Annotated in this window: 9 protein-coding genes and 2 tRNA genes; 6 read left to right on the forward strand and 5 right to left on the reverse strand. The window is 61.0% G+C overall.

The window, feature by feature from the left end; genetic code table 11:
- Positions 1–91: 91 nt before the first annotated feature.
- From H556_RS0108960 to H556_RS0108970, 3 genes are all read right to left on the reverse strand, one after another.
- Positions 92–1375 carry a hypothetical protein gene (locus H556_RS0108960; RefSeq protein WP_024354108.1) on the reverse strand — a complete coding sequence of 428 codons (1284 nt, stop codon included), beginning with the start codon at positions 1373–1375 and terminating at the stop codon, positions 92–94.
- A 68-nt stretch (positions 1376–1443) separates the two neighbouring features.
- Positions 1444–1992 (reverse strand): DUF924 family protein, encoded by a 549-nt coding sequence (locus tag H556_RS0108965; RefSeq protein ID WP_024354109.1) that lies wholly within the window; start codon positions 1990–1992, stop codon positions 1444–1446.
- Between the two features lie 76 nt (positions 1993–2068).
- Positions 2069–2145, reverse strand: a tRNA-Pro gene (locus H556_RS0108970).
- Positions 2146–2363: 218 nt separating this feature from the next.
- Between H556_RS0108970 and H556_RS0108975 the strand changes: the two genes are divergently transcribed.
- Positions 2364–2437, forward strand: a tRNA-Gln gene (locus H556_RS0108975).
- A gap of 552 nt (positions 2438–2989) precedes the next feature.
- Here H556_RS0108975 and H556_RS0108980 read toward each other — a convergent pair.
- Entirely contained in the window at positions 2990–4765 is a 1776-nt protein-coding gene (locus H556_RS0108980) for a DUF885 domain-containing protein (RefSeq protein ID WP_081650926.1), read from the reverse strand.
- 156 nt (positions 4766–4921) lie between these two features.
- On the opposite strand from H556_RS0108980, the gene H556_RS0108985 reads away from it, so the two are divergent.
- The gene (locus H556_RS0108985; protein ID WP_211216119.1) at positions 4922–6112 is read left to right on the forward strand and encodes a pyridoxal phosphate-dependent aminotransferase; all 1191 of its coding nucleotides are present in this window, start codon (positions 4922–4924) and stop codon (positions 6110–6112) included.
- Positions 6113–6188: 76 nt separating this feature from the next.
- Positions 6189–7853, forward strand: a complete 1665-nt coding sequence (locus H556_RS0108990) for a DUF885 family protein (protein WP_035302843.1) — start codon at positions 6189–6191, stop codon at positions 7851–7853.
- Between the two features lie 63 nt (positions 7854–7916).
- On the opposite strand, the gene H556_RS0108995 is transcribed toward H556_RS0108990, so the two are convergent.
- A complete protein-coding gene (locus H556_RS0108995; RefSeq protein WP_162140908.1) occupies positions 7917–9614 on the reverse strand; it encodes a DUF885 family protein in 1698 nt (565 codons plus the stop codon).
- A gap of 296 nt (positions 9615–9910) precedes the next feature.
- Here H556_RS0108995 and H556_RS0109000 point away from each other — a divergent pair, with 296 nt between their 5' ends.
- The 3 genes from H556_RS0109000 (at position 9911) to H556_RS0109010 (ending at position 16817) form a co-directional block, all read left to right on the forward strand.
- Positions 9911–12838 carry a TonB-dependent receptor plug domain-containing protein gene (locus H556_RS0109000; RefSeq protein WP_081650929.1) on the forward strand — a complete coding sequence of 976 codons (2928 nt, stop codon included), beginning with the start codon at positions 9911–9913 and terminating at the stop codon, positions 12836–12838.
- A 116-nt stretch (positions 12839–12954) separates the two neighbouring features.
- Positions 12955–15162: a prolyl oligopeptidase family serine peptidase gene (locus H556_RS0109005; protein ID WP_162140909.1), complete on the forward strand. Its 2208-nt coding sequence runs from the start codon at positions 12955–12957 to the stop codon at positions 15160–15162.
- Positions 15159–16817 (forward strand): DUF885 family protein, encoded by a 1659-nt coding sequence (locus H556_RS0109010; RefSeq protein ID WP_024354116.1) that lies wholly within the window; start codon positions 15159–15161, stop codon positions 16815–16817. The genes H556_RS0109005 and H556_RS0109010 overlap by 4 nt, the downstream gene beginning before the upstream one ends.
- Positions 16818–16894 lie beyond the last annotated feature (77 nt).

The following is a 16894-nucleotide window of genomic DNA, read 5'->3' on the forward strand; positions in this document are numbered from 1 at the left end:
CTGGTTTGCTATCAAGCTTCACGGCCCTTGGACGCCGACACGCGGCGGGCGGAAACGCCGTAGCAATACGGTCGAGCTAAGGAAACCTTGTTTATTGACCGGCGGTCAGGCGTTCCTGCTGCAGCCATCCGATGTTGTCGTCGGCATCCAGCACCTCGATCCACTGACCATCGGACTTTCCGGTCGGGAAAACCGTCGTGTCGGCGGCCAGCGGCCGGATCGCATCCCCATCGGGCGCTGCACGCAGAACCGTGGGCAGGGCCAGTTGGCGGCTCGACATGGCCGATTGCGATTCGGCGCGGCGGCGGGCTTCGTCCACCTGCCGGATTTCGTCGCGCAGGCGGCGACGTTCTTCTTCGCGTGCGCGATCGAGACGTTCCTGTTCACGACGTTCAGCCTCGATCTTGCGGGCAGCTTCAGCTTCGCGCTCGGCGGCGGCGGCGCGGACGGCCTCGCGGTTGGCGAGCGTGACTTCCGGCGTCTGGGCGCCCGTGCCGCCGAGGCTGGTCACCAGATCGGCGTATCCCCGCACCAGGGCCAGGGCGATCACCTTGCCCTCATCCTGGCTCTCATAGCCGGCGCCGACGCGGCCGTTGAAGTTGTTGTCGCGGATACGAAGGCCGCGCAACTCGTCCTTATTGGCCACGGCGCGCGTATTGCCGACGGTTTCGGCCAGGGGCACGCTCGCCAGCGAAAAGGCGATCTGGGCGTTTTCCTTGCCGCGACCGATGTCCTTCTTCAGGTCGCGAATCCGCTCGACCGTCTTGGTGTTCAAGGGTTGGGCCTGGGCGCTCTGTTGACCGCCAAGAGCGCTGCCCGCCATGTTCATGGCCGCGTTCATGGCCTGCATCTGCAGCGGATTGAGCCCGGCCTCAGCGCCCAGCCCGCCCAGACCTCCAAGGTCGGCGCCCGTGGCTGCGGCCAGGCCTGCGGTGAGCAGGGCGCGGCCGCCGACCGCCGCCAGCGAACCGAGCAGCCCGGAGCCTCGATCACTGTCTGTCGCTTCAATGGGGTTCGCCAATTCAGCGACCAGAACGAAGTCTGCCGTGCGGATGCGCGCGGCGCCGCCCAGGTTGCGCTCGCGCTCGACCAGATCCATGCCCGGCCCGCGCTCGATCAGGGTGAAGCAGCCGGAATCGCGGATGACGGTGCGCAGCAGTTCCGTCGGCGCCCCCAGACCCATCTGGTCGAACAGAACGCCTTGGGTTTCGGCGATCGCTACAGTGCCCAGGTTCTGGGTGCAGCGCGGGGTTTCATTGATGACCTGGGCCGATTCCGCATTGTTCCGGCGGCCGAAGATCTGTGCATCAGCCGGAGAGGCCGAGGCGGTGAACAGGGCCGAGGTTGCCATCAAGGCGAACGCGAAACGATACATTATGAACAGGCCGACTATGAAAAACCGGCCCGCCCTTAGCTTTGCCGTTGCAGCAAAGCAATAAACGCCTAGCCAGAAAAACCGCCCTCGCTGAGGAAGGCCGCTTCCTCTGGAGAGGTCGTGCGGCCCAGGCAATCGTTTCTGTGCGGGAAGCGTCCGAAGCGGACGATGATGTCGCGGTGAATCACGGCGAACTTGTAGGTCTGCGCTTCGGTCGCCTCATCCAGCAGCGTCAGCAGCTGTTCCTGATCTTCCAATGATTCCGAATGCATCAGAGGCATCAGCACGAAAGGGCGCAGTTCGGCTGCGACCTGGCGATCATGTCCGCGCTCGATGGCCTTCTTGGCGAAGGTGACGGCCAGGGGATCGGTTGCGAACATATGGGCGGTGTCGCGAAAGGCGTTTCGCGGCAACTGGTCCAGCAGGATGATCAGAGCCAGGGCGGCGTCAGGCGTCTCAAGCCAATGATCCAGCCGGCGGGCGGCGGCGGCGAAGTGGGTATCGCTGCACCGCTCAGTGAAGGCGCGATCGAAGGCGGCGTCCTTGGCGAACCATTTTTCGGGTCCGGCGTCGGTCCAGAAGGCGATGACTTCGGCGGGGGTCTGAAGCTGGGTCATGCGGCCAGCCTAGCAGCAGCGCGCCAAAAGGCACGACCTTGCGGTGGCCCGGCGTTCGCAATGTTAAAGGAAGAAATGGTCGGAGTGGCAGGATTCGAACCTGCGACCCCCGCGTCCCGAACGCGGTGCTCTACCAGACTGAGCCACACTCCGACTTTCGCAATCAGGCGACCCGTGGGCCGCCGCTTGCGTCGAGGAGGGGGCTTATAGCCATGCCGACGGGCCCTCGCAAGCGGGTAAATGAGCCTCCGGAAAAAACTCTCGGGTCGATGAAAATTCTTTCCTTTTCAGGTGTTGCATCCCCCGAAACCTTGGCGTATCTGACCGCTCCTCGCCGCGACGCACTGCGGCGGCGGGGAACACCGGACCGCTGGGGAATGGTGTAATGGTAACACTACGGTTTTTGGTACCGTCATTCTAGGTTCGAGTCCTAGTTCCCCAGCCATCGTCCTGTAAGGGTTTGAGCGCTCCGGGCGCCCCCTTCGGGGCTCAGGTTTTACAGCGGGTTTTACAGTTGGCCTTCTGTTCTGGGTCTCCTGAAGCCGCGCGATCATGCCCAAGCCGATGGCCTCTCCCATTACATAACGCCGCGCGATCTCCTTCACGCGATTGAGCTCCCAGCGCGTCTTACGCCGCTGTCCAGGCCGTTGCCGGGCGGTGTCCAGGGCAGACCGCCTGACGTCTTGAGGACGGTGGGGCATTCGCCGCGATCCAGGTCACCCAGCAACACCTTGGGATCATGACGCGGATCAGTCGCTGGCGCCGCGCATCAGACCAAATGGGTTCAGATGGCCGACAGCGCGCGGTCGGACCATCCCGGTCTCGCGTCTCCTGAGATGCGCAGAGGGGCCCAGGCCCTGGAAGAATCGAAGCAGATGACGGCCGGGGAGGCTATACGCCCAGCGCGTAGGTTTGCCGAGGCTCAGACCTCATAGCCCTCGCCGTGACCTTGCTCTCTGATTATGAGTCCTGACTATGGATCGCTCATCTTGGGTGGTTAAGGGGCTTTCTTGAGGGCGATCCAATCGTTGACGACCGTTTCAAGCTGGTCGAGCGGCAGTTGCCCCTGCTGGAGGATAAGGTCGTGGTAGGCGCGAATGTCGAAAGCTTCGTCCAGGGCCGTTTCGGCGCGGCGTCTGAGGTCGATGATTTTCAACTCGCCGACCTTATAGGCAACCGCCCCGGCGGGAGCGCCGATGTAGCGAGCCAACTCGGTGTCGATATTGATGTCCGCCAGGGCGGAGTTCTCAGTGAAACATGCGCGGGCCTGTTCATAGGTCCAGCCAAGGGCGTGAATTCCCGTATCGACCACCATCCGGCAGGCGCGCCACATCTCGGTCGACAGGCTGCCAAAGCGTTCGTAAGGGCTGCGATAGACGCCCATCTCGTGGCCGAGGCGCTCCGCGTACAAGGCCCAGCCTTCGCGATAGGCCAGCATGTCGCGCGCTTGGCGGAAGCCGGGCAGCTCCGGATTTTCTTTCGCCAGCGCCATATGAGTGTGGTGACCCGGCGCTGCCTCATGAAGGGCTAGAGCGGGCAATTCATACAAGGGGCGCTGGTCCAGGTGGGAGGTGTTGACCAGAAACCGGCCGGGCTGGCCCGCCGCGAAGTCACCGCCGCCGTAGCGGGCGGTGGTGTAGTTCTCTTCCACATCCAGAGGTACGGCTTCAACAGCGAAGGGTTGGCGGGGGAGGTGAGAGAACCAGGCGGGCAGGACCCCATCAATGCGTTTGGCGATGATGGCGGCCTGGTCCAGCAGGGCCTGTCGTGATGTTGCGTAGAACTGAGGGTCGGTTCTGAGAAACTCCAGCCAAGCCGTGAAATCGCCTTGGAAGCCCGTTTCGGCGATGACCGCGTCCATCTCCTTGCGAATCCGCGCGACTTCGGACAGGCCCAATGCGTGGATCTGCTCAGCCGTCATGTCCGTGGTTGTGTAATAGCTGAGCAGGAAATCGTAATACGCTCGGCCGTTTGGTACGGTGTTGATGCCGAGTGCGGGGCGGGCGGCTGCCCGATAGGGCCCCTCGATGTAGGCTAGGGCCGAGAGTTGGGCGGGCCGAACATGATCCCGCAGAGCAGTTATGGCTTCGAGGCGAAGGTCTCGGCGCCGTTGCTCCGGAATGGTCGAGGCCAGGTGCTCCAATGGAGCGAGCAGGGCGTCGTCTTCGACAGGGCGGCGGGTCTGAGCGCCCAGAACATCCATGGCGACGCGGACGACGATATCGGGATGCGTCCAGCCCGTTGTGACGCCGCGCTGTAGATTGGCCTGCTGCTGCTCGAAATAGGCGGGAATGGCTTTCAGTCGCTCAATCCAGGCTTGGGCTTCGGCTTCTGTGCGGGCTCGAAGGCCGCGCGCCGTATAGTAAGGTACATTGTAGAAACCGTCGTGCGCCACGAAGGCGAAGCGATGTTCGTCCATCGCCAGGCCGTCGAGCCGCCAGTCGATCAGGCGAGCCATATAGTCGCGGTTGAGCGCATCTTCCCCCGTCAGTGCTTGGATGTTCGACGACCCAAGACGTGCTTTCAGCGCCTTCAGCGCCTCCGTACGCGCCGCCAGGTCCTGAGGGGCTTCCATTGGCCAGTGCAGGCGCGCTGAAGGTTGATCGGACCGGCCCGTTTCGATGGGATGGATGGTGCTGAAGCGCTCGTAATCAGTAAACAAGGTCTGCAGCTCGGGCGACGTCGCCGATGCTGCGCCAGTTGGCGATATAACGCCTGCCACGATGAGAGGCAGCAAAAGCCGTCTGCCGAGTTGGATAGTGTTCGCCATCATGGTCTTTCCTCCCGTATTTAAAATTAATATAACCAAAATCACGCGATTGTAGAGGTATTTTTTAGCATCGTCCTTGATTGCGGCTGATGAAATTATATAACCATATTCACGCGATTTTGGTTTTGGTTGGTCTGGTCTCGTTATGAGCTGGCCGATTTGATCGAGGGGAAAGTGATCATGAAATGGCCTGCGCAACGTCTGGCGAGCGGATCCAAGAAGAGCTTCGGCATGTATCAGGAGGCGTCAGAACTGGCGCGAAACGGTGCTGACCTGATCCGCCTGGAGGTCGGCCGCCCATGGGCCGACACGCCGCTGCATATCAAGGAGGCGGCGAAGGCCGCCCTTGATGCGGGCATTGTGCATTATGGAGATTTTCGCGGGACTCTCAGCCTTCGTCAGGCGCTGGCGGCCAAGTTGAAGAGCTTCAACAGGATTGACGTTGATGCCGACGAAATCCTGATTACCAATGGTCTGACTCATGCCTCTTATGCGGCCTTTATGGCTGCTATCGACCCCGGCGACGAGGTCATCCTGCTCGAGCCCTATTATCCGCAGCACATCGGCAAGGTGGAGATGGCGGGGGGCGTCGTGGTGTCTGCGCCTCTGGATGCCTCGGACAATTTTTCAATCAAGCGCGAATTCATTGAAAGCCGGATCACGCCGCGAACGCGCATGATCGTCCTGGTGAACCCGTCCAATCCGACGGGGCGGGTCTATACGCGCGCTGAACTGCAGATCATCGCCGATCTGGCCCTCCACTACGATCTGCTGATCCTGTCGGATGAGGTTTATGAGTTCATCACCTATGACGGCCAACAGCACCTGAGCATTGCGGCCCTGCCGGGAATGCGAGAGCGCACCATTTCCTGCTACGCCTTCACCAAGGCCTATTCGATGGATGGCTGGCGGATCGGCTATGTGGCGGCGGACAAGGCGTTGATGCCCGCTCTGCTTTCGGTGACGATGAACGACGTCACCCACGTCAACGTCTTCGTTCAGGAGGGCGCTCTGGCGGCGGTGACGGGCCCTCAGGAGCCTATGCTGGCAATGGTCGCAGCGGATCAACGCAAACGCGACATCGTGGTCGAGGCATTGAACCGCATTCCCGGCATAACCTGCAAAGCGCCTCAGGGCGCCATTTATGCGTTCCCGGAGATCAGCGCGACGGGGATGGCGTCCGCGGATCTGGCGCGTGCGATTTTGCGCGACGTGCATGTCGTGACCGAAGCTGGGGGCTTCTACGGTCCAGCGGGTGATCGCCATCTGCGCGTCTGCTTCGGGTCGGAATCGCAGGAGCGGCTGGTCGAAGGCATGGCGAGGCTGACGGCCTTCTTCAGCAAGCTCTGACCGTCCCGCATCCCTGCATCGCCCGGAGGGAAAGGCGATGCAGGGGCGATCTATTTGGCAGGAGAGGGGAAACCAGATGAAAAAGATGAGGGTAGGTCAGCTCGCCGGCGCTTTGGCGCTGGTGTTGGCCTGGGGGGGCGCCGGCGTCGCCGGCGCAAGTGATCATGCGGCCCTGATAGGTCTCTATGACGAGTTCCGCAGTCTGACGCAGCCAGCGATCAAACGCGGCGTGCCGGACTATACGCCCCTCGCGATGGAGCGTCAGTTTGAAGCGCTTGAAGCGCTTCAGGCGCGGCTGGAGGCTATCGACGATTCGCGCTGGCCGGTGTCGGAACGGGCGGATTACATGCTGGTGCTCGCCGAGATGCGGGGAATGGAGTTCCAGCATCGCGTTCTTCAGCCGTGGAAACGCGATCCCGCCTATTACAGCGTCACCAACCTGGGCTTTGGGCCCAAGCTCCATAACGCCTTTGATGTGCCGCAGCTTCCGATCGCCGCTCCGGCGGTCGCTCAGCTGAAGGCGAGCCTAGAAGTGGCGCCAGCCATTCTTGCACAGGCGCGGCGCAATCTGACCGATCCGCATCGTGATCTGGCGATGTTGGCCATCATTCAGAAGGATGTAGAGATCAATGTCTTTTCGCGTCTGGCGGAACAGGCGCGTCTTCATCATCCGGAACTGGTTCAGCCTGCGTTAGCGGCGGCTGAGGCGTCACGTGAGTTCCGGGATTGGTTGAAGGAAATCCAGGCGGACCTTCCGGTTTATGCTGGTGTCGGCGACGCCAACTACGACTGGTATCTGAAGTACGTCCTGCTGTTTCCTTATAGCGCCGATGAAATCCGCATCATCGGTCAGCGAGAGCATCAGCGGACGACCGGCTGGCTGGCTATGGAAGCACACCGGAACCGCAACCTTGCCCAGGTTGAACCCGTTGGATCGCGTGAGGGGTTCGACCGGAATCGGGAGGAAGCGGACAACGAACTGCTGGCCTTTCTGCGCGACAATCAGATCGTCACTGTGCCGGATTATCTGAGATACAATCCTGATGAGGGGCCTTACATCCTGCCGTCGGAACGCGATCCGGCTCGAAAGGGCCTGTTTGAGCCGCCGCTTGATCTGCACTTCTTTTTTCAGGCCGAGTTCCGTGATCCGCGACCGTTACGGGCTCATAACCTGCCGGGTCATGCCTTCGATCATCTGGAATGGATGCGGGACGAACGTCCGATCCGCGGAAAGCCCCGGCTGTTCTTTGTCAGCGGCGTGCGGTCCGAAGGATGGGCCTTCTATCTGGAGGAACTGATCCTGCAGATGGGCATGCTGGACGGCCGGCCTACGGGACGCGAAATCGATTATGTGCTCGCAGCCAAGCGCGCGGCCAGGCTGGAACCCGAACTGAACATGCACGCCAACCGCTGGACCTATGCTCAGGCGAAGGACGCTTTGGTGAAAGGCACGCCTCGATGGATGGAGGCTGATGACGCCATCGCCGCCTTCGATATCGAGCTTTACCTGCGCCAGCCCGGCTATGGCATCGGCTATTACATGGGCAAGGTTGAGCTCGAGAAGCTGCTCTCTGAGCGGTTCATGGATCAGCGTGACGACTTTGTCCTGGGCCGTTTTCACGACGAATTCCGTGCTTCGGGCGCCTTGCCTATCTCGCTTATCCGTTGGGAGATGACCGGCCGAGACGATGAAGTGCGTGAAATGCGTCAGGCGCCGCCTATACCGCAGCCGCGTCCTTAGGCGGGGCTGAAGCCTGAGCGTAAAAAACGGGCGGGTCTGTTGCAGACCCGCCCTTTCTTTTGGTCAATCCTGGCTCAGGTCGACCTCGCACAGCGGAGTGTGATCCCACAGCTTTGATATTTCGTCGTCGTAACCCGTCAGGTCGTAACGCAACAAAGACACGGGGAGGCGGCCTGCGCGCATCAGGTAGTCGTGGAAGTCTTTCAGCACGAATTGATCGCCCAGTTGTCGAGCGCGATCCACGAGCAGTTTCTGCAGCTGGAACATTCCGACCGTATAGCTCATCCCATAGCCGGGCGGTCGGCGCAGATAGATGGCGGCATCGACCCGAGCCACGTTATCGTCGAGGAACGGCGTCCACGTCTTCCAGTATTCCATGGTTTGCTCGACGGTCATTTCGTTGCGCTGCATGCGGACATCGCCGATGGTGCGCGCGGCGCGAAACAGGCCGAAGACATAGATGAATTCCCGCGTCCGGGGGCGCTCATCGAACAGGCCCAGTTGCAACGGGACTTCTTCGACATAAAGGCCCCAGCCTTCGGTCCGGCCGCTGTCGCTTATGTGCGCGCGGATCGGATGGGTCACGCGCCGGGCCATGTGGCCGTCAAAACGGTGTCCGGGAATGGTCGCGTGCAGATGATCGGGGGAGACGTCCCGGTACATGATCTGCTCCCAGAACATTGGCCCGTCGCGGCGAACGACCCAGGGCGCGTTGAAGCCCATCTCCTGCCAGGTCTGCGGCACGAAGTCGGGAATGGTGATGAACCCTTCCTCGACCAGCCATTTGCGGATCAGGGAGTCGCTGCCGGCCAGTTGCTCATGGTAGGCCTCCGCCGAGGTCGGCAGGTCGAGCTCCGGCAGATCGCGATTGCGATGACGTTCCAATACATAGAAGGCCCAGGTTCGATCCAGTTCACGTTGGGCGAGATCAACGATCTGATCCGAGTCGTAGGGCATCAGTCGGACATTGGTCAGGAACCAGTCATAGGCTTTGCGCCCGACGCCGGCCTTTCCCGTCATCGCAGGACGATTCCTGATTAACCAGTCCTGGTAGTCAGCTATGGCTCTACGCGAGGCCTGGATGGCGGGAAGCAGTTCCGGCTGGTCTGTCGCTGCCCGTTGCTCCAGATCAGCATACCATCCCATCAGCCCGGCGGGTTCGACCGCTCGATAGGGCATGCCATGGCCGACGCCGTCGCCGTTCGACAGGTTGTGAATGGCTAGATCGGCGTAGTCGGCAGCGACTGTGTCCAGATTGATCCGAGCCTGAGTCAGAAAGGCCGGGATGGCCTCCAGGCGTGCGCGGAAGGCGGCTTTTTCATCGTCTGCGAGCGGGAGGTTCGTATAGGCGAGCTGTTGTAGTTGATCGATGTAATAGCCCGGATCACGGGCCCAAGGCTTGGTGACCTGCAACAGAAAGTCGCGCTGGTCCATCTGGGCGCGTACGGCCAGATAGTCGACCTTTTCGGACCGTTGCCACGAACCGGGTTCCAGGGACGCAAGGCGCGCCTGCAGGGCCTGAAGTTCTGAAAGGCGGCGCTGGCTGGCGGCGGGGCTGTGGTCAGGCCAGGGGCCGACGCCTTGGTCCGCCGTCACGGCGCGAAACTCGGCGAACAGGTTCACCAGGGCGCTGTACTGGGAATGACTCGCTCCAGCCTGGGCCTGCGCGTCGGGTGTAGTGATTCTGGCCGTTGCTCCGGACGCAATGGATAAAGCTCCGATGGCTGTCAGGCTGAGTGCGAATAGGCGCGCTTTGGTCATGAAATCTCCCTCCTCCATTTTGGAATAACCAAAGTAATACGATTTCGGTGATGATTGCATAAAATTATTTTAGAGATAAAGTATTTTTGCCGCGCCAATATCGAGAGATTGATGCTTCAATTAAGTGTGTGTTGATAGAAAATTGCTGGCTGGATGGTTTCTGAAGATGGTTGTGGAAATTGTCTGGCGAGCGCTGGTCGCTTGACGATCGGGAATTTGTCCATATACAGAATGACAATATAACCAAAATCACACGCTTATGGGTATGTAGAGCGTCGTGAGGGACGAGGGGAGGCATGGAGGGGCGGCGGCATGTCGGCATCCAGGCCGAGTGCGGATTCAGCGTTGCCGCCGCCGAAGGGGGCGGACGCAAAATGGAGGTGGAGCTAATGAATAATCGAGTGTTTGGATTCAGGGCGTCGCTGCTGTGTGGGGCAGCCATCTTGTCCGTGACGGCGTTTGCGTCGACTGCGGTCGCGCAATCGGAAGAAGAAGCGTCCAGCGTCGCCGATATTGTCGTGACAGGGTCGCGCATCCCGCGTCCGGACGTCGTTTCGAACAGCCCGGTGTCTGTCGTTTCGTCGGAAGAGATCGCGCGCTCTCGGACCGGCGAGGTGGAACAGGTGCTCAATACCTTGCCGCAGGTTGTGGCCGGCTTCGGCGCTCAGTCCAACAATCCCGGAAACGGCACGGCGACGGTCGATCTGCGTAATCTGGGCGCGGTTCGCACCCTGGTCCTGGTAAATGGTCGCCGCGTGGTCGGTTCAGGCAATGACGGGGTCGTGGACCTGAACATCATCCCGCCGTCTCTGGTCAGTCGCGTTGAGGTAGCAACGGGCGGCGCCTCGGCTGTTTATGGTTCGGACGCCATGGCCGGGGTCGTCAACTTCATCATGAAGGACGATTTTGAAGGCGCTGAGCTGGGTGTTCAGTATGGCGTCACCCAACATGGAGACTCTGCGCGGGTCAACGTTGACTTTACTGTTGGGACCAACTTCGCCGACGGTCGCGGCAATATTGTTGGATACTTAAACTACTTCGACCGAGAGCAGACGACTGGCGCGGCGCGGGACTATACGTCTGAATATCTGGTTGACGCCTTGGACGCCAATGGTAATCCGGTCCTTGTGCCCGGCGGCAATGCGGTCACGCCGCAGGGCACGCTTGTAGCGCCGGGCCTGGTGGGGCTGAAGGATCCTTTCGGCGCCACGATTACTGGCTCCGGTATTTTCTTTGCTCCAGAAGGGTGGCGCGCCTATCAGGCGTCAGACGGCTATAACGACCGTCCGGTCGGCAATATTCAACTGCCGATGGAGCGGTTCCAGGCCAATACTCATTTCAAGTATGATCTGACGGATGCTGTCCGTGCTTATGGAGAAGTGTCCTTCGCGCGCACGGCCGTAAATTCGACCCTGGGCGCCCTGCCGATGGGGTCTTCAGGCTTCATCCCTGGCTTCCAGCTTGACCTGCGCAATCCCTACCTCCCCGGCGATCTGCGTAACTTCCTGAGCACCAATCTCGACCAGGATGGCGACAACCTGGTTCCGGTGAATATCAATCGCCGCATCGTGGAATCCGGACCGCGAACAAACGATCAGACGCGCAATTTCTACCGGACGGTCTTTGGCCTTGAAGGCACTCTGGCCAATGGCATGAGCTGGGACGTCTTCTACAACTATGGTCGGAATGAGCTGACGGAAGTTCAGGGCGGCGGCTTGCTGATCGATAACTTCGCGGCAATGTTCCTGACCAATCCGAACGATCCTTATAAGTGCGCTAACGGCGACCCGAAGTGCGTCACCATAAACCCGTTCGGTCTGAACTCCCTCACTCAGGAGATGCGCGACTATTACGGCGTGACGCTGACTAACCGTAATGAGGTCGAGCAGAAGCAGTTCGGCGCCAGCATTGCGGGGACCCTGTTCACCCTGCCTGCCGGTGATCTCGGCATCGCTGTCGGCATCGAGCGTCGCGAAGAGAGCGCCCAATTCAATCCGGACGCCTTGTATATCCAGGGCAAGGCCATTTCGCGGTCGGCTGGGATGCAGCCGACGGGCGGCGGATATGATGTCTCGGAAATCTATGCGGAAGCCTATGTGCCGTTGATTGCCGATCGGCGAGGCATTGAGATGCTGGCCTTTGAGGGCGGTATCCGTTTTTCGGACTATTCGACCGCCGGGGCCGTCACGTCCTACAAGTACGGTGGGGAATACTCTCCGATGCCGGGCCTGAAGTTCCGCGGTCTGGTGCAGCGAGCTGTTCGCGCTCCGAACGTGACTGAGCTGTATTCTGGGCAGACCAACACTGCGCCCGTGGCGACGGACTTCTGTAATGCCGGTCCGGGTCGCACGGCGGCGGAACGCGCCTTCTGCCTGCAACTCGGTGTTCCGACCCAGGTGATTGATGTTTTCCAGCAGGAAAACACTCAAATTCGCATCATCACGGGGGGGAATCCAAACCTGGGCGTCGAGACCTCGGACACCTGGTCCCTGGGTCTCGTCTATCAGCCGCATTTCCTGAACAATGCGACGCTGACCCTCGACTACTATGATATCCAAATTCAGGATGCGATCGCCAACTTCGGCGGCGGACTGCCGACGACTATTGCAGCCTGTCAGGCTGACATGCGGTTGGACAACCCGTTCTGCGTTCCGTTGCGTAACCGGAACCCGGACGGCCAGCTGCAAGATCTCCCGATGCTCAACCAGAACATCGCGGACATCGCGTCGAAGGGCGTCGACTTCCGTGTCGACTATCGACATTCGCTGGATAGCTGGGGTGATCTGACCTACTTCATCGCCGGCAGCTACCTGCTTGAGAACACGATTCAGGGCAGCCCCGTCGTCAATCCCATCGATTGCGCGGGCTATGTGGCCAATGGAGGTTGCGCCAGCGCCAACCCGGAATGGCGCTTTACCCAACGTCTGACGTGGGAGCATGGCCCGGCCAGCGTGTCGCTGCGTCATCGCTACATTGGGGAGGTGACGGATGGTCGTTATGCCGCCGCCATCGCCGCCGGGACCGCTATGCCCAAGCTGGCCAAGCCTGTCGCGCCTGCCACTCACTATGTGGATCTGAGCGGCGACTGGGAAGTGAACGAGCGCGTCACCCTGTATGGCGGCATCGACAATCTGTTGGATCAGGAGCCGCCGTATCTGCACGAACGTCAGACCTATGACGTCCTCGGGCGGCGCTTCAACATCGGCGTCCGCGCGCGGTTCTGATCGCCTGGTGTTGGAAAGGGGACGGCGGCGTCCGTCCCCTTTTTTCTCGAAATTCTGCAGCCTGGTCTCGGGAGAGCTTTCGATTGAGTGAGGGGATGATGCGTATAAAGGGTTTGATGGCCGCTGCAGCGATGGCGGTTGTAATGGCTGCGCCTGCGAGCGCGGCGTGGGCGGCGGAGGCGTCTCAGATCGCCAGCGCCGCCGCCCCTCACATGTCGATCGACAACCTTTATCGGACGCAGAGTCTGGTCGGCACGACGCCCGAAGGTTTTGCCTGGTCGCCGGACGGTTCTCGGGTCGCTTTCCTCTGGAACGAGGAAGGATATCCGTTCCGTGACGTCTGGGTTTTCGATCCTGCGACGGGCGACAAGACCCGCTTGACGCATCTGGGGAGTGCTGAAGCAGCGGGCGCTGGGGTCAGCCAGGTCGTCATGAACGACGATGGCTCGATCTTCTACGTCCTGCAGGGCGAGTTGTATCATCGTGAAGCCTCAGGAGAGGGGCGCCGGATCGAATCCGACAAAGGCGCCATCCGTCAGCTCACGCTCTCTCCGGATGGCCGGAGCCTGGCCTATGTCTCCGGGGGCGCCATAGATTCCCGCGCGGATCGCTATCTGGCTGGAGGCGGCCTGTGGATCAGGCCGGTGTCGGCGCAGGCCGATATCTCCTCACGTCATGTAGTTGGCTACGAGGACCCCAAGGTCTATATCGAGCAGTTCAGCTACTCTGGCGACGGTTCGCACATTGCGTTCGTTCGCGCCGACAATCGTCCTTTGCCGGTTCGTGACATTCACTACGACGCCAGCGGCGGGCAGGCGCAGGTCAGTCGGGTAGCTCGGCCATTTCCCGGCGAGCCGACCACCTTGTTCACGGCGGGCGTTGTCGACCTGTCGGCGAGCGGGGTCCGGTATTTCGAACGTCCGGCCGACGATCACCATATCTGGGATATCGGGATAAACACGGACGGAAGCCGGCTGTTCATCAACAGTTCGGACCAACTGGCCGATGACCACATCATCTACATGGCCGACACGGCGACGGGCCCCCTGGAGGTCTTTTATCACGAGTACGATTTTGGCCACACGCGGCCGGACTGGCGCGCGGCCTGGGCTCCGGATGACGATGGTCTGATCATCCTGACGGACCGGGACGGATACCTGCACCTCTATCACCAGCGGTCAGGGGGGCAGCCGCTGAAACGCCTGACCGACGGCGAGTGGGAGATCGAACAGTTCCAAGTCGACTATGATAACCGCCAAATCTACTTCACCTCGAACCAATCGCACCTGGCGGAGCGGCAATTGTATCGGGTCCCTGCGGCTGGCGGGCCTGTCGAACGTGTCAGCCCGGATCGGCCGGGCGTGCATGCTCCAGTTTTCTCACCGGATCATCGCCGCGTCGCGAGTTTCTTTTCTGAAGACAATACGCCGCCGGAGCTCTTCGTGTTCGACACGCAGGGCGGGCGAGCCGTGCAGGTCACGCGATCACCTCAGCCGGATTTCGATCGGTTCGACTGGGCGGACATCCGTTATGTCATGTTCGAAAGCCATGTGGACGGCGCCCAATTGTTGGGCCGCCTGACCATGCCGCCGAATTATGATGCGTCCCGCTTTTATCCGCTGATCGTCGGATCGGTCTATTCAGACGCTGTGAAGAACCAGTGGGGCGGCCGCCGCGCGCACCCGACCTGGGGGCTTGATCAGCATCTCGCGGCTCAGGGCTATATCGTCCTGAACGTCAATATCGCCGGAAGCTGGGGGCAGGGGCGCGCGCACGCCAAGCGCATGCATCATTCCTACGGCACGATGGACATTGACGATCTGGAGAGCGGGGTCCGCCACCTGGTCGCGCAGGGCATGGTCGATCCGGCGCGCGTCGGCATATGGGGGTCCAGCTACGGCGGACTGATGACCCTGATGTCGCTGTCGAAGAAACCGGATGTCTATGCCGTCGGCATAGCGGGCGCGCCGGCCACCAATGTCTGGCACGCCTATCCTTCGCAAATGTGGATCATGGGGCCGCCGGACGGAGAGGACATGCCGGCGCGTTACGAGGCTCAGTCTGCGCTCTATCAGGTCCAGGGCATTCAGGATCCGGTGATGATCATCCACGGCACTCGCGATCAGGTGGTGCTCTATGCCGACACGGTCGCGGTCGTGGAAAAGCTGATCGCCGCGGAGACCCCTCATGAGGTGTTGACGATTCCGGGGGGCAGCCACAGCTGGGCGACCGACAATCTCGCCCAGACCCGTTACGCCTTCAAAAAGATGGTGGATTTCTTCAACCGCGCGCTGCGGCCTGACACAGATGGAGGCGTCAAATGAGGCGCGTTCTGGCGGGAATCTCTGCGGCTCTGATCTTGTGCGCAGGCTCGGCCGCATCGGCTGAAACGGTCGCCGAATTGGGGGCGGACTTCTGGGCCTGGCGGGCCCAGACGCAGCCGGCTTCGGGAGATGATATCCCTCGTATCGTTCGCCCTGCGGTCTGGGTGCCGGATTGGAGCGCGACGTCGATCGAGGAACGCTATCGCCGCCTTGACGCCTATGAGGCCCGTTGGCAGGCGCTGGCAGGCGAAGCAAATGGAGCGGAGGCGGCAACGGACCATAGGCTGGTCGGCTCTGCCCTTGCGCGTGTGCGTTGGGAACTCGATCACGTCGCGGCCTGGCGTCGCCAGCCGCATTTCTACATCGAGCAGGCCCTGCTCCCGATCTTTGAGGCGCTGCTGCCGCCGCCGCCGGTTCAGGCGGACAGAATCGACACGGTGCTGCGCCTGCTGGAGGCGGCTCCGGCCGTGCTGGAGGCGGGCAAGGCCAATCTGGATGACATGCGTTCTCCCTTTGCGGCTGCGGCTCTTGGTCAGTTGGAAGACGTGCCGGCCAGCCTGCGCGGCATGGCTGAGGGTCTGAAGCCCTATGCTGATCGGCGTCGCAAGGCGCGGCTGGATGCTGCGGTCGATCGCGCATTGACGGCCTTTGAAGCCTATAGAGATTTCGTCGTCAGCCGTCAGGATGGGCTGCTGCAACAGACGGCGGTCGGTCGCGAAGGATATGAGTTCTTCCTGCGGGAAGTTGCGGTCTATCCCTATTCGCCCGAACAGCTTCAGCTCATGGGCCGTCAGGAATGGGCGCGCATGGTTCAGTTCGAGGAACTGGAACGCAATCGCAATCGGGCGCTTGAGCCGCTGCCGATCCGGACGCCTATCGACGCGGTGACAAGTCGCCTGGATGTCGAAGAACTAGACGTTCGCGCTTTCCTGGAGGCGGAGGGCCTGCTGTCTGTGAACAACGGCGTGGGCCACTACAACGCTCAGCCCTTTCCAGATTATCTGCGCCCGATCGGCTGGCTGGGTCGAACCTTTGATCTGACGAGCCAGCATCGTCTGGACGAAAATGCGACGGTCTATCTGCCTGATCCGTCGCCAAATCTGGGCTATTTCAATCTGTCGATCACGCGCGATCCGAAGCCGATCATCGTGCATGAGGGAGTGCCTGGGCATTATTTCCAGTTGGCGACCTCCTGGTCCCACCCCAACCCCTTGCGGCGCCACTATTATGATTCAGGCGCGAACGAGGGGACCGGCTTCTACGCCGAGGAAATGATGCTGCAGGCGGGTCTCTTCGACGGAACGCCTCAAAGTCGCGAGGTGATTTATAACTTCGGGCGTCTTCGCGCTTTGCGCGTCGAGGTGGACGTGAAACTGGCCCTGGGCGAGTTCACCATCGCGCAGGCGGCCGACTATCTGGAAACCATGGTGCCGATGGATCGGCAGACCGCCGAGGAAGAAGCCGTCTTCTTCGCCGCAGCGCCCGGCCAGGCGATCAGCTATCAGATCGGCAAGCTGCAGACGCTTGAGTTTCTGGCCGAAGCGCGGGTGCGTAAGGGCGATGCGTTTGATCTGAAGGCGTTTCATGACTTCCTCTGGCTTAACGGCAATGTGCCGATCAGCTTGCTCAAGTCGGAATACTTCCAGCGGCGCTAGCCCGATCAGGGCGCCCGGGCTCTGTACAATATAACCAAAATCATGCGAATAAGGTCATATTAAGGAGTCGGCGTGAG

Origin of the sequence: Brevundimonas naejangsanensis DSM 23858, from assembly GCF_000421705.1 — a bacterium.
Classification (GTDB): domain Bacteria; phylum Pseudomonadota; class Alphaproteobacteria; order Caulobacterales; family Caulobacteraceae; genus Brevundimonas; species Brevundimonas naejangsanensis.